This is a genomic window from Escherichia sp. Marseille-Q3837, assembly GCF_916618735.1.
Classification (GTDB): domain Bacteria; phylum Pseudomonadota; class Gammaproteobacteria; order Enterobacterales; family Enterobacteriaceae; genus Escherichia; species Escherichia ruysiae.
In genome coordinates, this window is the sequence record NZ_CAKAKC010000001.1 from 4178455 (window position 1) to 4197960 (window position 19506).

Here is a 19506-nt window from a genome sequence, read left to right on the forward strand (position 1 = left end):
CAATTCATAAAAAACCTTAATATACGCCACCCTAAACATAACCAGCGTTAATGTAAGGTTTTTGTGTGGACTGGCTTCTTGATGTTTTTGCTACCTGGCTCTACGGCTTAAAAGTCATCGCGATAACGTTAGCGGTCATCATGTTCATCAGCGGGCTGGACGATTTTTTTATTGATGTCGTCTACTGGGTACGCCGCATTAAGCGCAAGTTGAGTGTTTATCGCCGCTACCCGCGAATGAGTTATCGCGAACTGTATAAGCCGGATGAAAAACCGTTAGCGATTATGGTTCCGGCGTGGAATGAAACGGGCGTCATCGGCAATATGGCCGAGCTGGCGGCGACCACGCTCGACTACGAAAACTATCATATCTTTGTTGGCACTTACCCCAACGACCCCGATACTCAGCGTGATGTTGACGAAGTGTGCGCTCGCTTTCCGAACGTGCATAAGGTGGTCTGCGCGCGTCCTGGCCCCACCAGTAAAGCCGACTGCCTGAACAACGTGCTGGACGCCATCACCCAGTTTGAGCGTAGCGCCAATTTCGCTTTTGCTGGTTTTATTCTGCATGATGCCGAAGACGTGATTTCGCCAATGGAATTGCGTCTGTTCAACTATCTGGTTGAGCGTAAAGATCTGATTCAGATCCCGGTGTATCCGTTTGAACGCGAGTGGACACACTTCACCAGCATGACCTATATCGATGAATTTTCAGAACTGCATGGCAAAGATGTTCCGGTGCGTGAAGCTCTCGCCGGACAGGTGCCTAGCGCAGGCGTCGGCACCTGCTTCAGCCGCCGCGCCGTGACCGCACTGTTAGCTGACGGTGACGGTATTGCTTTCGACGTGCAGAGTCTTACTGAAGATTACGACATTGGCTTCCGCCTGAAAGAAAAAGGTATGACGGAAATTTTTGTCCGTTTTCCGGTGGTGGACGAAGCCAAAGAACGCGAGCAGCGTAAATTTTTACAGCACGCACGGACGTCAAACATGATCTGCGTGCGCGAATATTTCCCCGATACCTTTTCGACTGCGGTTCGACAAAAATCTCGCTGGATCATCGGCATTGTTTTCCAGGGCTTTAAAACCCATAAATGGACCTCCAGCCTGACGCTGAACTACTTTCTCTGGCGCGACCGCAAAGGGGCAATCAGTAACTTTGTCAGCTTCCTCGCGATGCTGGTGATGCTCCAGCTTTTGCTGTTGATGGCGTATGAAAGTTTGTGCTCCGATGCCTGGCATTTTCTTTCTATTTTCAGCGGCAGCGCATGGTTAATGACCCTGCTGTGGCTAAACTTTGGCTTGATGATCAACCGCATTGTGCAACGGGTGATTTTTGTCACCGGCTACTACGGCCTGACGCAAGGTTTACTCTCCGTCCTGCGGCTATTCTGGGGCAACCTGATTAACTTTATGGCCAACTGGCGCGCGTTGAAACAGGTTCTTCAGCACGGCGACCCGCGTCGCGTGGCATGGGATAAAACGACGCATGATTTCCCCAGCGTGACTGGCGATACCCGTTCGTTGCGCCCGTTAGGTCAAATCCTGCTGGAAAATCAGGTCATCACTGAAGAGCAACTCGATACAGCACTGCGTAATCGTGTTGAAGGTCTACGCCTCGGCGGTTCGATGCTGATGCAGGGATTGATTAGCGCCGAGCAACTGGCGCAGGCACTGGCGGAGCAAAACGGCGTGGCGTGGGAATCGATCGATGCCTGGCAGATCCCTTCCTCGCTGATTGACGAAATGCCTGCGTCCGTGGCGCTACATTATGCGGTACTGCCGCTGCGTCTGGAAAACGATGAGTTAATTGTCGGCAGCGAAGATGGTATCGATCCGGTTTCACTGGCGGCTCTGACACGTAAGGTCGGACGCAAGGTGCGTTACGTCATTGTTCTGCGCGGGCAAATCGTCACCGGTTTACGTCACTGGTATGCGCGTCGTCGCGGTTATGACCCACGAGCAATGTTGCACAATGCGGTTCAGCAGCAATGGCTCACTGAACAGCAGGCCAGCGACATCTGGCAGCAATATGTACCGCATCAGTTCCTGTTCGCCGAAATACTGACCACGCTCGGCCATATTAATCGTTCTGCAATTAACGTGTTGTTATTGCGCCATGAACGCAGCTCACTGCCGCTCGGTAAATTTTTGGTCACCGAAGGCGTTATCAGCCAGGAAACGTTGGATCGCGTCCTGACAATTCAACGCGAATTACAAGTTTCGATGCAATCACTATTACTCAAAGCAGGTTTAAACACAGAACAGGTTGCGCAACTGGAGTCCGAAAATGAAGGAGAATAACCTTAATCGCGTCATCGGATGGTCTGGTTTACTGCTGACGTCTTTATTGAGTACCAGCGCACTCGCAGACACTATCGGCACCAGCGCAGAAGAGCTGGGGCTTAGCGACTATCGCCATTTTGTTATTTATCCCCGTCTCGATAAGGCGCTAAAGGCACAGAAAAATAACGACGAAGCAACCGCCATCCGCGAATTTGAATATATTCATCAGCAGGTGCCGGATAATATTCCGTTGACGTTATATCTGGCGGAAGCCTATCGCCATTTTGGTCATGATGATCGCGCGCGGCTGTTGCTTGAAGATCAACTGAAACGTCATCCTGGTGATGCCCGCCTTGAACGCAATCTTGCGGCTATTCCAGTAGAAGTCAAAACCGTTAATACCATTGAAGAACTGCTGGCTCAGCAAAAAGCGTGCGATGCTGAGCCGACCCTGCGTTGTCGCAGTGAAGTCGGGCAGAATGCCCTGCGACTGGCACAGTTGCCTGTCGCCAGAGCGCAACTGAACGATGCGAAGTTTGCCGCATCGCCGGAAGGAAAAACGTTGCGTACCGATCTGCTGCACCGCGCAATCTACCTCAAGCAGTGGCCGCTGGCAGAAGCGTTATTCAGTGAATCACGGCAACAAAATACATTAAACGCAGCTGAGCGCCGTCAGTGGTTTGATGTTCTGCTCGCCGGGCAGCTGGACGATCGGATCCTGGCGCTGCAATCACAGGGGATCTTCACCGATCCACAGTCATATATTACTTATGCGACCGCGCTGGCTTATCGTGGCGAGAAAGCACGCCTCCAGCATTATCTCATTGAAAATAAGCCGCTGTTTACCACGGACGCACAAGAGAAAAGTTGGCTCTATCTGTTATCTAAATACAGCGCCAACCCCGTTCAGGCGTTGGCGAATTATACGGTGCAGTTTGCCGATAACCGCCAGTATGTTGTTGGCGCAACGCTACCGGTGCTTTTAAAAGAAGGTCAGTACGACGCAGCGCAAAAACTGCTCGCCACCCTCCCCGCCAATGAAATGCTTGAGGAGCGTTATGCCGTTAGCGTAGCGACCCGTAACAAGGCTGAAGCTCTGCGTCTGGCACGATTGCTGTATCAGCAAGAACCGGCAAATCTTACCCGCCTGGATCAACTGACCTGGCAACTGATGCAGAACGAGCAGTCACGCGAAGCTGCCGATTTATTGCTGCACCGCTATCCTTTCCAGGGCGATGCGCGTGTCAGCCAGACTCTAATGGCGCGACTGGCGTCTCTGCTGGAAAGTCATCCTTACCTGGCAACGCCTGCGAAAGTGGCGATTTTATCGAAACCCTTACCGCTGGCGGAGCAACGTCAGTGGCAAAGTCAGTTGCCGGGTATTGCAGATAATTGCCCGGCGATAGTCCGCCTGCTGGGCGATATGTCGCCTTCCTACGATGCTGCGGCCTGGAACCGTCTGGCGAAGTGTTATCGGGACACGCTACCCGGTGTAGCGTTGTATGCATGGCTTCAGGCCGAACAACGGCAACCGAACGCCTGGCAACATCGCGCGGTGGCTTATCAGGCGTATCAGGTTGAGGACTACGCCACCGCACTGGCGGCCTGGCAGAAAATCAGCCTTCACGACATGAGCAATGAAGATCTACTTGCTGCCGCCAATACCGCTCAGGCGGCAGGAAATGGCGCGGCTCGCGATCGCTGGCTTCAGCAGGCAGAACAACGCGGGCTGGGAAACAATGCTCTGTACTGGTGGCTACATGCACAACGTTATATTCCTGGTCAGCCGGAACTCGCACTGAACGATCTCACGCGCTCAATTAACATTGCACCTTCTGCTAACGCTTACGTTGCGCGGGCGACGATTTATCGCCAACGTCATAATGTCTCAGCGGCGGTGAGCGATTTGCGCGCCGCTCTGGAACTGGAACCCAATAACAGCAATACCCAGGCGGCGCTCGGTTACGCCTTGTGGGATAGCGGTGATATCGCGCAATCGCGGGAAATGCTGGAACAGGCACATAAAGGATTGCCGGACGATCCGGCACTGATCCGACAACTGGCCTACGTGAACCAGCGTCTGGATGATATGCCTGCAACACAACAGTACGCCCGGCGGGTAATTGATGATATTGATAACCAGGCGCTGATAACCCCACTTACGCCAGAGCAAAATCAGCAACGCTTCAATTTCCGCCGTCTGCATGAAGATGTCGGTCGCCGCTGGACGTTCAGTTTCGATTCTTCCATCGGCTTGCGTTCCGGGGCGATGAGTACCGCTAACAACAATGTTGGCGGCGCTGCGCCAGGGAAAAGCTATCGTAGCTACGCGCAACTGGAAGCCGAGTACCGCATCGGGCGCAATATGCTGCTGGAAGGCGACCTGCTTTCGGTTTACAGCCGCGTCTTTGCCGATACCGGAGAAAACGGTGTAGCAATGCCGGTGAAAAATCCGATGTCCGGCACCGGCCTGCGCTGGAAGCCCCTGCGCGATCAAATCTTTTTCCTCGCCGTTGAACAGCAGCTGCCGCTGAACGGACAAAATGGCGCCTCCGATACCATGCTGCGCGCCAGTGCCTCGTTCTTTAACGGCGGCAAATACAGCGACGAGTGGCACCCGAACGGTTCAGGCTGGTTTGCCCAAAACCTGTATCTCGATGCGGCGCAATATGTCCGCCAGGATATTCAGGCGTGGACGGCAGATTATCGCGTGAGCTGGCATCAGAAGGTGGCGAACGGACAAACCATTGAGCCTTACGCTCACGTTCAGGACACCGGCTATCGTGATAAAGGCACTCAGGGCGCGCAGCTTGGCGGTGTTGGCGTGCGCTGGAATATCTGGACCGGCGAGACGCACTATGATGCCTGGCCGCACAAAGTCAGTCTCGGCGTCGAATATCAGCATACCTTTAAGGCGATTAATCAACGTAGCGGGGAGCGCAACAACGCGTTTCTCACCATTGGAGTGCACTGGTAAATGCGTAAGTTAATTTTCGTAATGCTGACACTGCTGCTGGTCAGCCCTTTTTCCTTTGCGATGAAAGGTATCATCTGGCAACCGCAAAATCGTGACAGTCAGGTCACCGACGCCCAGTGGCAGGGACTGATGAGTCAGTTGCATTTGCAAGGATTCGACACCCTGATTCTGCAATGGACCCGTTACGGCGATGCGTTCACCCAGCCAGAACAGCGTGCATTATTGTTCAGACGAGCAGCGGCAGCGCAGCACGCTGGCCTGAAGCTGATTGTTGGCCTGAATGCCGATCCGGAATTTTTTATGCATCAGAAGCAGTCATCTGCGGCGCTGGAGAGCTATCTTAATCGCCTGCTGGCGGCCGATCTCCAGCAAGCCAGATTATGGAGCGCCGCACCGGGCGTAACGCTGGATGGCTGGTACATCAGTGCGGAAATTGACGATCTGAACTGGCGCAGCGAAGCCGCCCGTCAGCCATTGCTGAAATGGTTAAACAATGCTCAGCGACTGCTTAGTGATGTTTCGGCAAAACCGGTTTATATCAGTAGTTTCTTCGCCGGAAATATGTCGCCTGATGGCTATCGGCAACTGCTGGAACAAGTTAAAGCAACCGGCGTTAATGTCTGGGTACAGGATGGCAGCGGCGTGGATAAACTCACCGCCGGGCAGCGCGAACGTTATCTGCAAGCCAGTGCAGATTGCCAGACGGCTTCACCCGCCAACGGCATTGTTTATGAATTGTTTGTCGCGGGCAAAGGTAAAACGTTTGAAGCTAAACCAAAACCGGATGCGGAGATCGCCTCACTATTAGCAAAACGCTCCTCCTGCGGCAAGGACTTGCTCTATTTCTCCCTGCGCTATTTGCCCGTCGCGCGTGGCATCCTCGAATATTAATTGTTTAAGGGAGCAACTTTGCTTGCTCCCTTCCTTTTCACTTTCCTAATCAGAATCCTGTTTGTATTAATTGTTTAGCAGATTCTCTTTTTTCAACGCATTTTATGCGTCTCGGTTTTGCCCCACTACGACCTGCATAGCCAATAAGAAGATAGCCGTGACACAAATAATCGGTGTAGCCACTACTCAGAGGCATTATATAGTTATATTCATGCCACTATATAACCTGTAAATAAGAACAATCATTCATTGATTGCAATAACATCAGCATATTCCTTTACACAGGAATAAAACCTTTTATTTAATAAACAAAGAGAGTCAAAGATGAGTAAAATTACAGGCGTTTTAGTTGACAACCATATCTATGATATTAACAATGATATGAAGAATGGTTACCATTTTCCTAACTGCTTGTTTCCAGGCGCCACCTTTAAGATGGTTATTGATAATGACCCGGTTAATAATGACAAGGTAAAATGGAGCTGTAGCACTGATGCAGACAATAATGTTCTGGCGGTCAGTCAGGATGGCACAGTAACTTTTCCTGACGTTGACGAAAAGTGTATTGGGAAGATTTTTGCTATTTTCGCCACTGATAAATCAACGAACAAAACTGCCGGTATTTATATTTTTACTGTTAAGCGTTTTTTTAAATACAGCATTGAAACTTATGATTCAGTTCAAAAGGTTTTACCGTGGGTTGAAAGCATGAACGGAGAATTTCCTGAAGCGCATGATATCGATAGTTACGATTATGATGATGATAATGCATCACATATTATCAAGCGAGAAGTTAACGCAGGACTTTACCAGGAATGGGGTAATGTAGCTAATAGTGGATGGAACACAATTAATGAGCACTCCGGTTTGTGTGCCATTTACGCCTTTAATAAAGATAATAATGCTTATTATTATCTTTGCAATGATGGGTTCAGACAGAAATTTGGGGCAGGTTACCATACTCAGGCAGTCGCATCCTACGGTGAATCGATCAACTGATTGTGCTTTTTGTCCACTATCATTTGTATTATTACAGCGTAAACATTCACTGAAATTATAAAATTAAACTTACGCATAACCACCCGTTCAGCGGGTGGTTCTCATTTTTATTTACGATGTGTATGAGCTTAACAAAATAAACAGACTTAAGAGTTTATTTTTATATTGCTATAAACCATTTAATCATAAAATGTCGACAGAATTTCTCACCGAAAACTTTATTGCTACTGTTCAAAACGCAAATGAGGTAATCCCCTGCTCCACTTGCCAAAAAAAATTTACCCGCACTATAAAAAAGCAGCCCATATAAACATACGGACTGCCATATTTCACTCGATTCAAAAGTAATTATTTTTAATGTGGTGCACTTCGTGACAATAAGTTAATTACCAACACTCCGGCACAAATCAACATCATGCCGATAATGGCTGGCAGATCCAACCGTTGGCCGAAAAATCCCCAGGACAGTAAACTAATCAGGACGATACCGACTCCTGACCAGATAGCATAAGCAATCCCTGTAGGAATATAAGCCAGCGTCTGAGCTAATAACCAGAATGATGCACAGTAACAAATAATTGTACCAACAGAGGGCCATAACCGTGTAAAACCCTCTGAAAACTTCATTAAAGTTGTACCAATGACTTCTGCAAGTATTGCGCCACCAAGATAAATATAAGGGTTCATAGCATATTCTTTCCTGTTAATACCGGAGCGAATTGTACTACAGTTTGAACTTAACTCACCGGATTCATTCTGGTGCATTCATTGATGTTCTTCATCAGTGCTTCAGGAAATGGGCGGATGGGAATCCATAGAAATGGTGCGTAGATATACTCACCTTGCACCTAATCATTTGACGAAGCACGCAAGGAAAACAGACGACATTTTGACGATGATGTCCCAAATATGTCCCACTGTGAAATTATGGAGGAGGTAAAGAAGGCGTAACTGATTGAATTTTAATGGCGCGCCCTGCAGGATTCGAACCTGCGGCCCACGACTTAGAAGGTCGTTGCTCTATCCAACTGAGCTAAGGGCGCATTGACACCACAATGTGCGTGTAATTGCGTGAATTATACGGTCAACCCTTGCTGAGTCAATGGCTTTTGAACTGGTTGCTGAACAAGTGTACGACCGCATCTGATTTATCTCGCTACGGCGGCAAACCAACGACGGTTATCATTATCGCCAGGTACAGAAGGTTTTACTTTTCAGAAAACGAAAACTGACAGCACGCCCCGCTTCTGACAAAATAGATGCATCCCCTTCGACCTACGTAACAGATGGAATCCTCTCTCTGATGGCAGCAAAGATTATTGACGGTAAAACGATTGCGCAGCAGGTGCGCTCTGAAGTTGCTCAAAAAGTTCAGGCGCGCGTTGCGGCCGGACTGCGGGCGCCAGGACTGGCCGTTGTGCTGGTGGGTAGCAACCCTGCATCGCAAATTTATGTCGCAAGCAAACGCAAGGCTTGTGAAGAAGTCGGGTTCGTCTCCCGCTCCTATGACCTCCCGGAAACCACCAGCGAAGCAGAACTGCTTGAGCTTATCGATGCGCTGAACGCCGACAACACTATTGACGGCATTCTGGTGCAGTTGCCGCTTCCGGCGGGAATTGACTACATCAAAGTGCTGGAACGTATTCACCCGGACAAAGACGTGGACGGTTTCCATCCTTATAACGTCGGTCGTCTGTGCCAGCGCGCGCCGCGTCTGCGTCCTTGCACTCCGCGCGGTATCGTCACGCTGCTTGAGCGTTACAACATTGATACCTTTGGTCTTAATGCTGTGGTGATTGGCGCATCAAATATCGTCGGTCGCCCGATGAGCATGGAACTGCTGCTGGCAGGTTGCACCACCACCGTGACCCACCGTTTCACTAAAAATCTGCGTCATCATGTAGAAAACGCCGATCTGTTGATCGTTGCCGTCGGCAAGCCGGGCTTTATTCCAGGTGACTGGATCAAAGAAGGCGCAATTGTGATTGATGTCGGCATCAACCGTCTGGAAAATGGCAAAGTTGTGGGCGACGTAGTGTTTGAAGAAGCGGCTAAGCGCGCTTCTTACATTACGCCAGTTCCCGGCGGCGTTGGCCCGATGACGGTTGCCACGCTGATTGAAAACACGCTCCAGGCGTGCGTTGAATATCATGATCCACAGGGTGAGTAACATGGCGACATTTTCTTTAGGTAAACATCCGCACGTTGAGCTGTGCGACTTGCTGAAACTGGAAGGCTGGAGCGAAAGCGGCGCGCAGGCGAAAATCGCGATCGCCGAAGGCCAGGTGAAAGTCGACGGCGCGGTTGAAACACGCAAACGTTGCAAAATCGTCGCCGGTCAGACAGTGAGTTTTGCAGGCCACAGCGTACAGGTTGTTGCCTGATCCCACTTCGGCCTGCCGGTATGCAGGCCGATTCTCTTTTCAGACCTTTGCCCTCTTCGTCGCTTTCATCCATGCTGATAGCGTCGACATTTTGCCGAAGCGAGCATCATGCCAACCGTTATTACTCACGCCGCCGTTCCCCTTTGTATTGGTTTAGGTCTGGGATCGAAAATCATCCCTCCGCGTCTGTTATTTGCCGGAATCATCCTGGCGATGCTGCCCGACGCCGACGTATTGTCGTTTAAATTTGGCATTGCTTACGGCAATGTTTTTGGTCATCGCGGGTTTACCCATTCGCTGGTGTTTGCGTTTGTTGTCCCGCTGTTATGTGTGCTGATTGGACGCCGATGGTTCAGGGCTGGGCTGATTCGCTGCTGGCTGTTTTTAACCGTCTCGTTGCTATCGCACAGCTTGCTGGATTCGGTAACCACTGGCGGTAAAGGGGTTGGCTGGCTGTGGCCGTGGTCAGATGAACGCTTTTTCGCTCCCTGGCAGGTGATTAAAGTCGCGCCGTTTGCATTGTCTCGTTACACCACGCCGTACGGGCATCAGGTGATTATTTCTGAATTGATGTGGGTGTGGTTGCCGGGGATGCTACTGATGGGAATGTTGTGGTGGCGCAGACGATAACCGGATGCGAAAACTCGCATCCGGCAATAGCGCAATTACTTACGACGCCAGGTGGTCCCTTGCGGGCCATCTTCCAGCACGATCCCCATCTCGTTAAGACGGTCACGCGCCGCATCTGCCGCCGCCCAGTCTTTCGCTTTACGGGCATCCAGACGCTGTTGAATTAACGCTTCAATCTCAGCCACTTCGCTGTCGTCTGCCTGCGCGCCGCTTTGCAGGAACGCTTCCGGTTCTTGCTCCAGCAGACCCAATACAGCGGAAAGTTTACGCAGGTGAGACGCCATTGCGTTCGCCGCTGCCATATCTTCTGCTTTCAGACGGTTCACTTCACGCGCCATATCAAACAGCACGGAATAGGCTTCCGGGGTGTTGAAATCGTCGTCCATCGCCTCAATAAAGCGCGCTTCAAACGCTTCGCCACCGGCAGGTGCAACAGTTTTGTCTGTGCCGCGCAAGGCAGTATAGAGACGCTCCAGCGCCGCACGCGCCTGCTTCAGGTTCTCTTCGCTGTAGTTCAACTGGCTGCGATAGTGACCGGACATTAAGAAGTAACGCACGGTTTCAGCGTCGTAGTATTTCAGCACATCGCGCACGGTAAAGAAGTTACCCAGCGATTTGGACATCTTCTCGCGGTCAACCATCACCATGCCGGAGTGCATCCAGTAGTTTACATACTGACCATCATGCGCACAGGTGGACTGAGCGATTTCGTTCTCGTGGTGTGGGAACATCAGGTCAGAGCCGCCGCCGTGGATATCAAAGTGGTTACCCAGCTGTTTGCAGTTCATTGCCGAACACTCAATGTGCCAGCCTGGACGACCCGCGCCCCACGGAGACGGCCAGCTTGGTTCGCCCTCTTTCGACATCTTCCACAGAACGAAGTCCATCGGGTTGCGTTTGTCGTCGACCACGTCAACGCGCGCGCCTGCCTGCAGCTGGTCAAGATCCTGACGCGACAGCACGCCATAAGTTGGATCGGTCGGTACGTCGAACATCACGTCGCCGTTGTCCGCCACATAAGCGTGACCTTTGGCGATCAGTTGCTCAGTGAGTTCAATAATTTCTGCGATATGGTGCGTCGCGCGTGGCTCCATATCCGGGCGCAGAATGTTCAAAGCATCAAAATCTTTGTGCATTTCGGCGATCATGCGATCCACCAGCGCCACAAAGCTTTCGCCATTTTCATTGGCTCGTTTGATGATTTTATCGTCGATATCGGTAATGTTGCGCACATACTTCAGCTTGTAGCCGAGGAAACGCAGGTAGCGTGCAACCACGTCAAAGGCAACAAAGGTACGCCCGTGACCGATATGACAGAGGTCGTAAACGGTGATTCCACACACGTACATGCCGACTTCCCCGGCGTGAATAGGCTTAAATTCCTCTTTTTGGCGTGTCAGAGTATTGAAGATTTTTAGCATCGAAGATTCCGTTTAGACATGTGTGGGTAATTGAGTTGCGTATAATACCCATATTTCCCGCGCGATTCAGCATACATTGCGAGATGATCCGATCGTGCGGTTATGCTATAACACCACCCTATATATGACCCGAACCGGGTTGAAGCACCAATCAAACGGAACAGGATGCAAAAATGGTTACTTTCCACACCAATCACGGCGATATTGTCATCAAAACTTTTGACGATAAAGCACCTGAAACAGTTAAAAACTTCCTGGACTACTGCCGCGAAGGTTTTTACAACAACACCATTTTCCACCGTGTTATCAACGGTTTTATGATTCAGGGCGGCGGTTTTGAACCGGGCATGAAACAAAAAGCCACCAAAGAACCGATCAAAAACGAAGCCAACAACGGCCTGAAAAATACCCGTGGTACGCTAGCAATGGCCCGTACTCAGGCTCCGCACTCTGCAACTGCACAGTTCTTCATCAACGTAGTTGATAACGACTTCCTGAACTTCTCTGGCGAAAGCCTGCAAGGTTGGGGCTACTGCGTGTTTGCTGAAGTGGTTGAAGGCATGGACGTGGTAGACAAAATCAAAGGTGTTGCAACCGGTCGTAGCGGTATGCACCAGGACGTGCCAAAAGAAGACGTTATCATTGAAAGCGTGACCGTTAGCGAGTAATCGTGGCGACACTCTTTATTGCAGATCTTCATCTCTGCGTGGAAGAACCGGCGATCACCGCCGGTTTTCTGCGTTTTTTAGCGGGGGAAGCCCGCAAGGCCGACGCGCTGTATATTCTTGGCGATCTGTTTGAAGCGTGGATTGGCGACGACGATCCCAACCCTCTCCATCGCCAGATAGCAGCAGCGATCAAAGCGGTGTCCGATTCCGGCGTTCCCTGTTATTTCATTCATGGCAACCGTGATTTTCTGCTCGGCAAACGCTTTGCCCGTGAAAGCGGCATGACGTTATTGCCGCAAGAAAAGGTGCTCGAACTTTATGGTCGTCGGGTGCTTATTATGCATGGCGACACGCTGTGCACCGATGATGCGGGTTATCAGGCTTTTCGCGCCAAAGTCCACAAACCGTGGCTGCAAACACTGTTCCTCACCCTGCCGTTGTTTGTACGCAAACGCATTGCCGCACGAATGCGAGCGAACAGTAAAGAAGCCAACAGCAGCAAATCGCTGGCGATCATGGACGTTAACCAAAACGCGGTGGTCAGTGCGATGGAAAAACATCAGGTGCAATGGCTGATCCACGGGCATACGCATCGCCCGGCGGTGCATGAATTCATCGCCAATCAGCAACCTGCTTTTCGCGTGGTACTGGGTGCCTGGCATACCGAAGGTTCGATGGTGAAAGTCACGGCGGATGACGTTGAGCTAATCCATTTCCCGTTTTAATAACGCACAAGTTTGCTGATTCCACAGCCACGCAACCGTTTTCCTTGCTCTCTTTCCGTGCTATTCTCTGTGCCCTCTAAAGCCGAGAGTTGTGCACCACAGGAGTTTTTAGACGCATGTCTTCCCGCAATAATCCGGCGCGTGTCGCCATCGTGATGGGGTCCAAAAGCGACTGGGCTACCATGCAGTTCGCCGCCGAAATCTTCGAAATCCTGAATGTCCCGCACCACGTTGAAGTGGTTTCTGCTCACCGCACCCCCGATAAACTGTTCAGCTTTGCCGAAAGCGCCGAAGAAAACGGTTATCAGGTGATTATTGCGGGCGCAGGCGGCGCAGCGCATCTGCCAGGCATGATTGCCGCCAAAACGCTGGTGCCAGTGCTGGGCGTGCCAGTACAGAGCGCCGCACTGAGCGGTGTCGATAGTCTCTACTCCATCGTACAAATGCCGCGCGGCATTCCGGTGGGTACGCTGGCGATTGGTAAAGCTGGCGCGGCAAACGCGGCGTTACTGGCAGCACAAATTCTTGCGACTCATGATAAAGAACTGCACCAGCGTCTGAATGACTGGCGTAAAACCCAGACCGACGAAGTGCTGGAAAACCCGGACCCGCGAGGTGCGGCATGAAACAGGTTTGCGTCCTCGGTAACGGGCAGTTAGGCCGTATGCTGCGTCAGGCAGGCGAACCGTTAGGCATTGCTGTCTGGCCGGTCGGGCTGGACGCTGAACCTGCGGCGGTGCCTTTTCAACAAAGCGTGATTACCGCTGAGATCGAACGCTGGCCGGAAACTGCATTAACCCGCGAGCTGGCGCGCCATCCGGCCTTTGTGAACCGCGATGTGTTCCCGATTATTGCCGACCGTCTGACTCAGAAGCAGCTTTTCGATAAGCTCCACCTGCCGACCGCGCCGTGGCAGTTACTTGCCGATCGCAGCGAGTGGCCTGCGGTGTTTGATCGTTTAGGTGAACTGGCGATTGTTAAGCGTCGCACTGGTGGCTATGACGGTCGCGGTCAATGGCGTTTACGCGCCGATGAAACCGAACAGTTACCGGCTGAATGCTACGGCGAATGTATTGTCGAGCAGGGTATTAACTTCTCTGGTGAAGTGTCGCTGGTTGGCGCGCGCGGCTTTGATGGCAGCACCGTGTTTTATCCGCTGACGCATAACCTGCATCAGGACGGTATTTTGCGCACCAGCGTCGCTTTTCCGCAGGCCAATGCGCAGCAGCAGGCGCAAGCCGAAGAGATGCTGTCGGCGATTATGCAGGAGCTGGGCTATGTGGGCGTGATGGCGATGGAGTGTTTTGTCACCCCGCAAGGTCTGCTGATCAACGAACTGGCTCCGCGTGTGCATAACAGTGGTCACTGGACGCAAAACGGCGCCAGCATCAGCCAGTTTGAGCTGCATCTGCGGGCGATTACCAATCTACCGTTACCACAACCGGTGGTGAATAGTCCGTCGGTGATGATCAACCTGATTGGTAGCGATGTGAATTATGACTGGCTGAAACTGCCGCTGGTGCACCTGCACTGGTACGACAAAGAAGTCCGTCCGGGGCGTAAAGTGGGGCATCTGAATTTGACCGACAGCGATACATCGCGTCTGACCGCGACGCTGGAAGCCTTAATCCCGCTGCTGCCGCCGGAATATGCCAGCGGCGTGATTTGGGCGCAGAATAAATTCAGTTAATCAGGTACTCATTTTCTTGCCGGATGCGGCGTGAACACCTTATCCGGCCTACAGATCCGGCACCCATTGTAGGCCTGATAAGACGCGTCAAGCGTCGCATCAGGCACAAATGTCTAATGCCTACAACTACAGCGAAATACAGGTCCCCGCCTCGCCCGCCAGCGTCTCTTCAATCCGCGATAACGCCCCAATCCACGCGGGTTTACCACGGCTTCTGACATAGCCACTCACCGCCGTTACCTTCGGCCCTATCGAACCATCGGCTTTGGCAAATGGCGCTAACTCATCCGGTGTGGCATGACGGATGGCACGTTGCTGCGGCGTTCCCCAGTGTTCATATACCGCATCAGCATCGGTGAGGATCACCAGTCCATCGGCATTAATCTGCTCGGCGAGCAACGCAGCGGCGAGATCTTTATCAATCACCGCTTCACTCCCTGCCCCGTCTTCCGTCACAGGCACACCGCCGCCACCACTGCAAATCACCACATGCCCTTCTTTGAGCAACAGTTCGATGGCTTCGCTGTCGAGAATTTTACGCGGTTGCGGAGACGCCACCACCCGGCGTAAATATTTACCGTCACGCTTCATCTGCCAGCCATAAGCCGTTTCCAGCGCCTCTTGTTCTTCTGGCTGATAAACCGGACCGATAAACTTCTCTGGCTGCAAAAACGCCGGATCATCAGGCGAAACCTCAATGCGCGTCAGCACTGTCGTGACGGGCGGCATCTGCGGCTGCGCGCTCAAACTTTGCGCCAGCATATAGCCAATCATCCCCTGACTTTCCGCCACCAGCACATCCAGCGGATACGGTTCTACCTCTTTCCACGCCAGATTCTGTAACGCCAGCAGCCCCACCTGCGGCCCGTTGCCGTGAACAATCGCCAGCCGATAAGAACGGGCCAGGCGCGCCAGCGCAGGTACAGCACTGGCGATATTGCGATATTGATTTTCTGCCGTCAGCGCCTCACCGCGCTGAAGCAAGGCATTGCCCCCAAGAGCTACAACCAGTGTTTTCATGGTTTTCCTTGTAATAATTGTTGACCAAGCCAGAACCCCAGCAGCGTATCTGCCCCTGACGTATGCCCCAGCGCCAGCAGCGAATCAATCGCAACAGCGGTACGTTTCGGGCAACTCAGAGCATGAACAAAGTGCAGGAGTGGCGAGGCGAAATATCCTTGCGCGGCATAACGTAAATAACTGACGCTCACCGCCGTGGTAACGAGTTGAAGATTGTCGGAACAGGCAAAAAACGGGCGATCGGAGCGCGCATCTAAAGCGCCAAAATACCAGGCCGCCAGCAGCATTCCCGTCAGCGTGTCATCATGACTTGGCGTTAATCCGGGGCCTTTACCCAGCCAGTGCCGCCAGTCGGTCTTAACGCCATTGAGCGCGGCCTGAAAACAGTGACGAAACTGACGTAATTCAGCGGGCAGCGGATCGCTTGCCGCCAACGCCAGTGGCCCGAAAAGCCCGGTTTTCTTCGCGCGTTGCATCCATGCTGCTGCAAGCGGTTGAGGATGCGCAGGCGGCGTAATACGCAGCAAACAATAACGCTGTGGCTGTTTAACCGTGAAACGCCCGAGGCGAATCCCTTGTGCCACAATCTGTGGTCGTTCATTGCCGCATAATCCACCGCATAACGCATCGAATTGCGCGCGGCGAAGCACCCATCCTCCGGGGCCGAAACCACTTCCCTGACGATGCAGCGTTAACAGTTCGCCGCTTTCCGCCATCAGATTAATCGCCCGCCGCCAGGTGCCCGCTAACCGCCAGGACTGGCGATAATTCGGTGCGCTACGGCTGGCAAGCAGAGGATGGATGATCGTCATTGCGCGTTCCTCAACCAATTCCCATGCTTTCAGCCAGTGCTTCCAGCGCCTGTTCAAAGCACGCCAGCGGCGCCCGCACAGTGCCTGCACCAATCTGCCCGATCCCCGCTTCTTTATGGGCGATACCGGTATTGATAAGTGGCGTAATGCCGGTTTCTACCACGCGACGAATATCCAGCCCCAGGCACGCACCCTGGAAATCCCAGCCGGGGATCTGCAACTGCATATTGCGTTCAAGGAAGATTTCCGCCATCTCTTCAGAAACCGTTCTGGCAGCTTCCATACCACCTGCACCGACGAAGCGCGTTACGCCAGGTGCTGCGATCATTGCGGCTCCGCCAATACCAAAGGTTTCGGTAATCGCGCTATCGCCCATATCCGGGTTTGCCTGCTCCTGCGAGAAGCCGGTGAAAAACAGACCTTGCGGAGTGTTTACAGGCGCAGTAAACCAGCGTTCGCCCAACCCGCTTACCCGAATCCCGAACATGTTGCCGTTGCGGGTCATTGCCGTGACGATGCTGCCCGCGCGGATCATCGCACCTGCATCCATCGCCGCCTTGCAATAGGCCATCGCGAGGTTGAGGAAGAACTGATCGGTCACGCTGAGGAAATCCATCACTTCGGCGATGTGCTGTTTATCATGATCGAGGCGGGCAATTTGTGGGGCCAGCGCACGCATTAACAATGCTGAGGAAGCAATATTGCGTTGATGGAACTCATCGCCCATCGTAATGCCCTGCGCCATCATCGCGGTGAGATCGATACCGCGCTCCATGCGCCCCAGCGCGGCGCTTAATACCGGCATTAACACGTCGCGCATCCAGCGGTGACGGGTCAGAACATCTTCGCCGTAAGCGCCAAAACGCATCACTTTACCGATACCTTCATTCAGGTTGCAGTACGCCCGGTTGCCGTCGGTCACGTTCTCGACCACCAGCATCGGCATACTGGCAGAAGTAATGCCGCCCATTGGCCCGACGGCATTCACATGGTGACAAGGAATGAAGTTCACTTCCCCTTGTTCAAGCATTGCCAGCGCCTGCGCTTCATCTTTCGCCCAGCCTTCAAACAGACATGCCCCTACACACGCCCCTTTCATGGGGCCGGTCATCTCCTGCCAGCGCATCGGCGGCCCGGCGTGAAGCAGTGTTTTGCCCTGATTCAATTCGCTAATGAGTAAAGACGCCGGTTGCACATCCAGCCAGTGTGGACGAGCGCGACGAATTTGTTCGATAACCGCAGCATTGGCTTGCGCCACTGATGTAAACATGGGAACCCCTTATTGCAAACGTTCTAATAAACGAGCCAGTTTTTTATTGCCGCCAGCGACTGGCGCCCATTGGTAATGCACGACCGGTTTGCTGGCGCCTTGTAGTTCCAGCGCAAAACTGCGTAATCCGATGTTAATCACGGCGACGTGTTCCAGTAATGACGGTGTGTGTTGCTGTGTGGCAGGCGAGAGCGGATGAATTAACGCCGCCGCCAGCAAGGTGGCTTCCGGCAGCGAACTCACTACCGCGATCCCCGCATCTTCCAGCGTGGCGATTTGTTGCGAGCGGCATTGCGGGTCACGTTCGGTGCCTGTCAGCGTGGCAATGGCGTACAGCGGTTGGTTGTCTGAACGCGTGGCACAGGCTTTCTGCCAGGCGCTTACCAGCGAGGCCGCAGGATCGGCGGTCGCACCGAAGCCAATCACCACATCAAGCAGCAATACGCGCACGTGTGGTTTTGCACCAAGCTCGGCAATTAACTGGTTGCGTAAGGTCGGGTCGATCATCGGATGGGGACGCCCGACGGTGTAGAAATCATCGCCCAGGTCAATGATCTGGTGACCATCAGCGTCCAGCATCATGCCGTGATGATGGGCATCGTCGGCTGCCACGCCAGGATGCCCGGCGAGTAATCCCGCCGCTTCGGCGGCCAGCGTACCGCCGGTATACAAGCCGCAAATAAATCCGCTGCTGACAGGCGCTATTGCGTTACGTCGCGCCGTAACGCGTGAAAGCAGGCAAGCTAGGCGCGCGGCATCATCCAGCGAGGAGGCAAACCAGACATTCTCTTCACGAGCCACCGCCGGGGCATAACCTAAAAACAGCGCCACCGTCGGTTTACCCGTCGCTTTCATCGCGTTAACGATACGCAGGCGCACGGCTTCGGCAGGTGGTTTAGAGACAAACGCCAGCACTTCACTTTTCGCATCGGCACTCAACATTTCCAGCGCCGTCAGCGCACTGATCCCGCCCACTTCACGACTGAGATCGCGCCCGCCAAGACCAATCGCGTGAGTAATTCCCTCACCTGCCAGCGCAATCTGCGAGCACAGTTCCTGAATCCCTGTACCAGAAGCGCCAATGACACCAATATTGCCTTCTGGCATCACATTGGCGAAAGCCAGCGGCGTGTCGGCAATCATCGACGTACCGCAGTCCGGCCCCATCACCAGCAAGCCTTTTTCCCGCGCGCGGGTTTTGAGTTGGATTTCATCTTCCAGCGTGACGTTATCGGAGAACATCATCACGTTGAGGTTGCGATCCAGCGCCTGATTCGCCAGCTCTGCCGCGTACTCACCAGCCACTGAAATCAGCGCCAGATTGGCGTCGGGTAATTTCTGACAGGCACTGTCCCAGCGACGCACCTGCGTCAACGCCTGGCTGCTGCCTGAACCTTGCGCCAGTTGTTTTAGCGCCTCTTCAAGCTGCTGCATAATCGCCTGCGCGATCCCCGCATCCGCCGCTTCGCTACGAATTGCCACGCAAATATCGTTCGGCGTGGCGTTATTAAAATCGTCATGCCAGAAACCTGTGGTATCTAATAACGCTTTATTGGCGGGCGTACCCATCATTACGGAAACATCATCAATATTTTCTGATTCGCTGAGTTTTCGTGAAATAATCATTAAACTGACCGAATCCTGAAAACACCCTTTTTTAATAAAGGCGTGGATCATAACAACTCCTTAAAAATTGCACCCATGGCAATTGCACGAGCAGTGTTAATGTGTCAA

At 52.7% G+C, this 19506-nt stretch carries 17 protein-coding genes, 1 tRNA gene and 1 pseudogene; 12 read left to right on the top strand and 7 right to left on the bottom strand.

Annotated features, from left to right (window positions below):
- Positions 1-65: 65 nt before the first annotated feature.
- The 4 genes from nrfB to LG381_RS20180 all read left to right on the top strand — a co-directional run bounded on the left by nrfB (position 66) and on the right by LG381_RS20180 (position 7152).
- A complete protein-coding gene (gene nrfB / locus LG381_RS20165) occupies positions 66-2303 on the top strand; it encodes a cyclic di-3',5'-guanylate-activated glycosyltransferase NrfB (RefSeq protein ID WP_032224863.1) in 2238 nt (745 codons plus the stop codon).
- Entirely contained in the window at positions 2290-5262 is a 2973-nt protein-coding gene (nfrA, locus tag LG381_RS20170; RefSeq protein ID WP_225762840.1) for a bacteriophage adsorption protein NfrA, read from the top strand. Before nrfB ends, nfrA begins: the two co-directional genes overlap by 14 nt.
- Positions 5263-6153 carry a DUF4434 family protein gene (locus tag LG381_RS20175; protein WP_225762841.1) on the top strand — a complete coding sequence of 297 codons (891 nt, stop codon included), beginning with the start codon at positions 5263-5265 and terminating at the stop codon, positions 6151-6153.
- 324 nt (positions 6154-6477) lie between these two features.
- Positions 6478-7152, top strand: coding sequence for a hypothetical protein (locus LG381_RS20180; RefSeq protein WP_225762842.1), 675 nt, complete (start codon positions 6478-6480; stop codon positions 7150-7152).
- A 354-nt stretch (positions 7153-7506) separates the two neighbouring features.
- On the opposite strand, the gene emrE is transcribed toward LG381_RS20180, so the two are convergent.
- Positions 7507-7839 (bottom strand): multidrug efflux SMR transporter EmrE, encoded by a 333-nt coding sequence (emrE, locus tag LG381_RS20185; protein WP_001070440.1) that lies wholly within the window; start codon positions 7837-7839, stop codon positions 7507-7509.
- 94 nt (positions 7840-7933) lie between these two features.
- Here emrE and LG381_RS20190 point away from each other — a divergent pair.
- Positions 7934-8103 (top strand): annotated as a pseudogene (locus tag LG381_RS20190) (integrase); the annotation flags it as partial.
- A gap of 15 nt (positions 8104-8118) precedes the next feature.
- Here the strand turns inward: LG381_RS20190 and LG381_RS20195 are convergent.
- A tRNA-Arg gene (locus LG381_RS20195) sits at positions 8119-8195 on the bottom strand.
- 260 nt (positions 8196-8455) lie between these two features.
- Between LG381_RS20195 and folD the strand changes: the two genes are divergently transcribed.
- The 3 genes from folD (at position 8456) to LG381_RS20210 (ending at position 10166) form a co-directional block, all read left to right on the top strand.
- On the top strand, positions 8456-9322 hold the full coding sequence (gene folD / locus LG381_RS20200; RefSeq protein ID WP_000729172.1) for a bifunctional methylenetetrahydrofolate dehydrogenase/methenyltetrahydrofolate cyclohydrolase FolD: 867 nt from the start codon (positions 8456-8458) through the stop codon (positions 9320-9322).
- 1 nt (position 9323) lies between these two features.
- Positions 9324-9536, top strand: coding sequence for a ribosome-associated protein YbcJ (gene ybcJ / locus LG381_RS20205; RefSeq protein ID WP_000190288.1), 213 nt, complete (start codon positions 9324-9326; stop codon positions 9534-9536).
- A 108-nt stretch (positions 9537-9644) separates the two neighbouring features.
- Complete coding sequence (locus LG381_RS20210; RefSeq protein WP_225762843.1) at positions 9645-10166, top strand: metal-dependent hydrolase; 522 nt, start codon at positions 9645-9647, stop codon at positions 10164-10166.
- A gap of 35 nt (positions 10167-10201) precedes the next feature.
- On the opposite strand, the gene cysS is transcribed toward LG381_RS20210, so the two are convergent.
- Positions 10202-11587, bottom strand: a complete 1386-nt coding sequence (cysS, locus tag LG381_RS20215) for a cysteine--tRNA ligase (protein WP_000912345.1) — start codon at positions 11585-11587, stop codon at positions 10202-10204.
- Positions 11588-11760: 173 nt separating this feature from the next.
- Here cysS and ppiB point away from each other — a divergent pair, with 173 nt between their 5' ends.
- From ppiB to purK, 4 genes are all read left to right on the top strand, one after another.
- Positions 11761-12255 (top strand): peptidylprolyl isomerase B, encoded by a 495-nt coding sequence (gene ppiB / locus LG381_RS20220; RefSeq protein WP_000256002.1) that lies wholly within the window; start codon positions 11761-11763, stop codon positions 12253-12255.
- Positions 12256-12257: 2 nt separating this feature from the next.
- A complete protein-coding gene (lpxH, locus tag LG381_RS20225; RefSeq protein ID WP_225762844.1) occupies positions 12258-12980 on the top strand; it encodes a UDP-2,3-diacylglucosamine diphosphatase in 723 nt (240 codons plus the stop codon).
- 116 nt (positions 12981-13096) lie between these two features.
- Positions 13097-13606 carry a 5-(carboxyamino)imidazole ribonucleotide mutase gene (purE, locus tag LG381_RS20230; RefSeq protein ID WP_096968233.1) on the top strand — a complete coding sequence of 170 codons (510 nt, stop codon included), beginning with the start codon at positions 13097-13099 and terminating at the stop codon, positions 13604-13606.
- Positions 13603-14670 carry a 5-(carboxyamino)imidazole ribonucleotide synthase gene (gene purK, locus LG381_RS20235; protein ID WP_225762845.1) on the top strand — a complete coding sequence of 356 codons (1068 nt, stop codon included), beginning with the start codon at positions 13603-13605 and terminating at the stop codon, positions 14668-14670. The genes purE and purK overlap by 4 nt, the downstream gene beginning before the upstream one ends.
- Before the next feature lie 126 nt (positions 14671-14796).
- Here the strand turns inward: purK and LG381_RS20240 are convergent, their stop codons facing one another.
- From LG381_RS20240 to LG381_RS20255, 4 genes are read right to left on the bottom strand one after another with little or no spacing between them, the layout of a single operon-like run.
- Positions 14797-15690, bottom strand: a complete 894-nt coding sequence (locus tag LG381_RS20240) for a carbamate kinase (protein WP_225762846.1) — start codon at positions 15688-15690, stop codon at positions 14797-14799.
- Positions 15687-16502 carry a DUF2877 domain-containing protein gene (locus tag LG381_RS20245; protein WP_225762847.1) on the bottom strand — a complete coding sequence of 272 codons (816 nt, stop codon included), beginning with the start codon at positions 16500-16502 and terminating at the stop codon, positions 15687-15689. The genes LG381_RS20240 and LG381_RS20245 overlap by 4 nt, the downstream gene beginning before the upstream one ends.
- 10 nt (positions 16503-16512) lie before the next feature.
- Positions 16513-17772, bottom strand: coding sequence for a DUF1116 domain-containing protein (locus LG381_RS20250; protein WP_105281324.1), 1260 nt, complete (start codon positions 17770-17772; stop codon positions 16513-16515).
- A 9-nt stretch (positions 17773-17781) separates the two neighbouring features.
- Positions 17782-19449, bottom strand: coding sequence for an acyl-CoA synthetase FdrA (locus LG381_RS20255; protein ID WP_225762848.1), 1668 nt, complete (start codon positions 19447-19449; stop codon positions 17782-17784).
- Positions 19450-19506 lie beyond the last annotated feature (57 nt).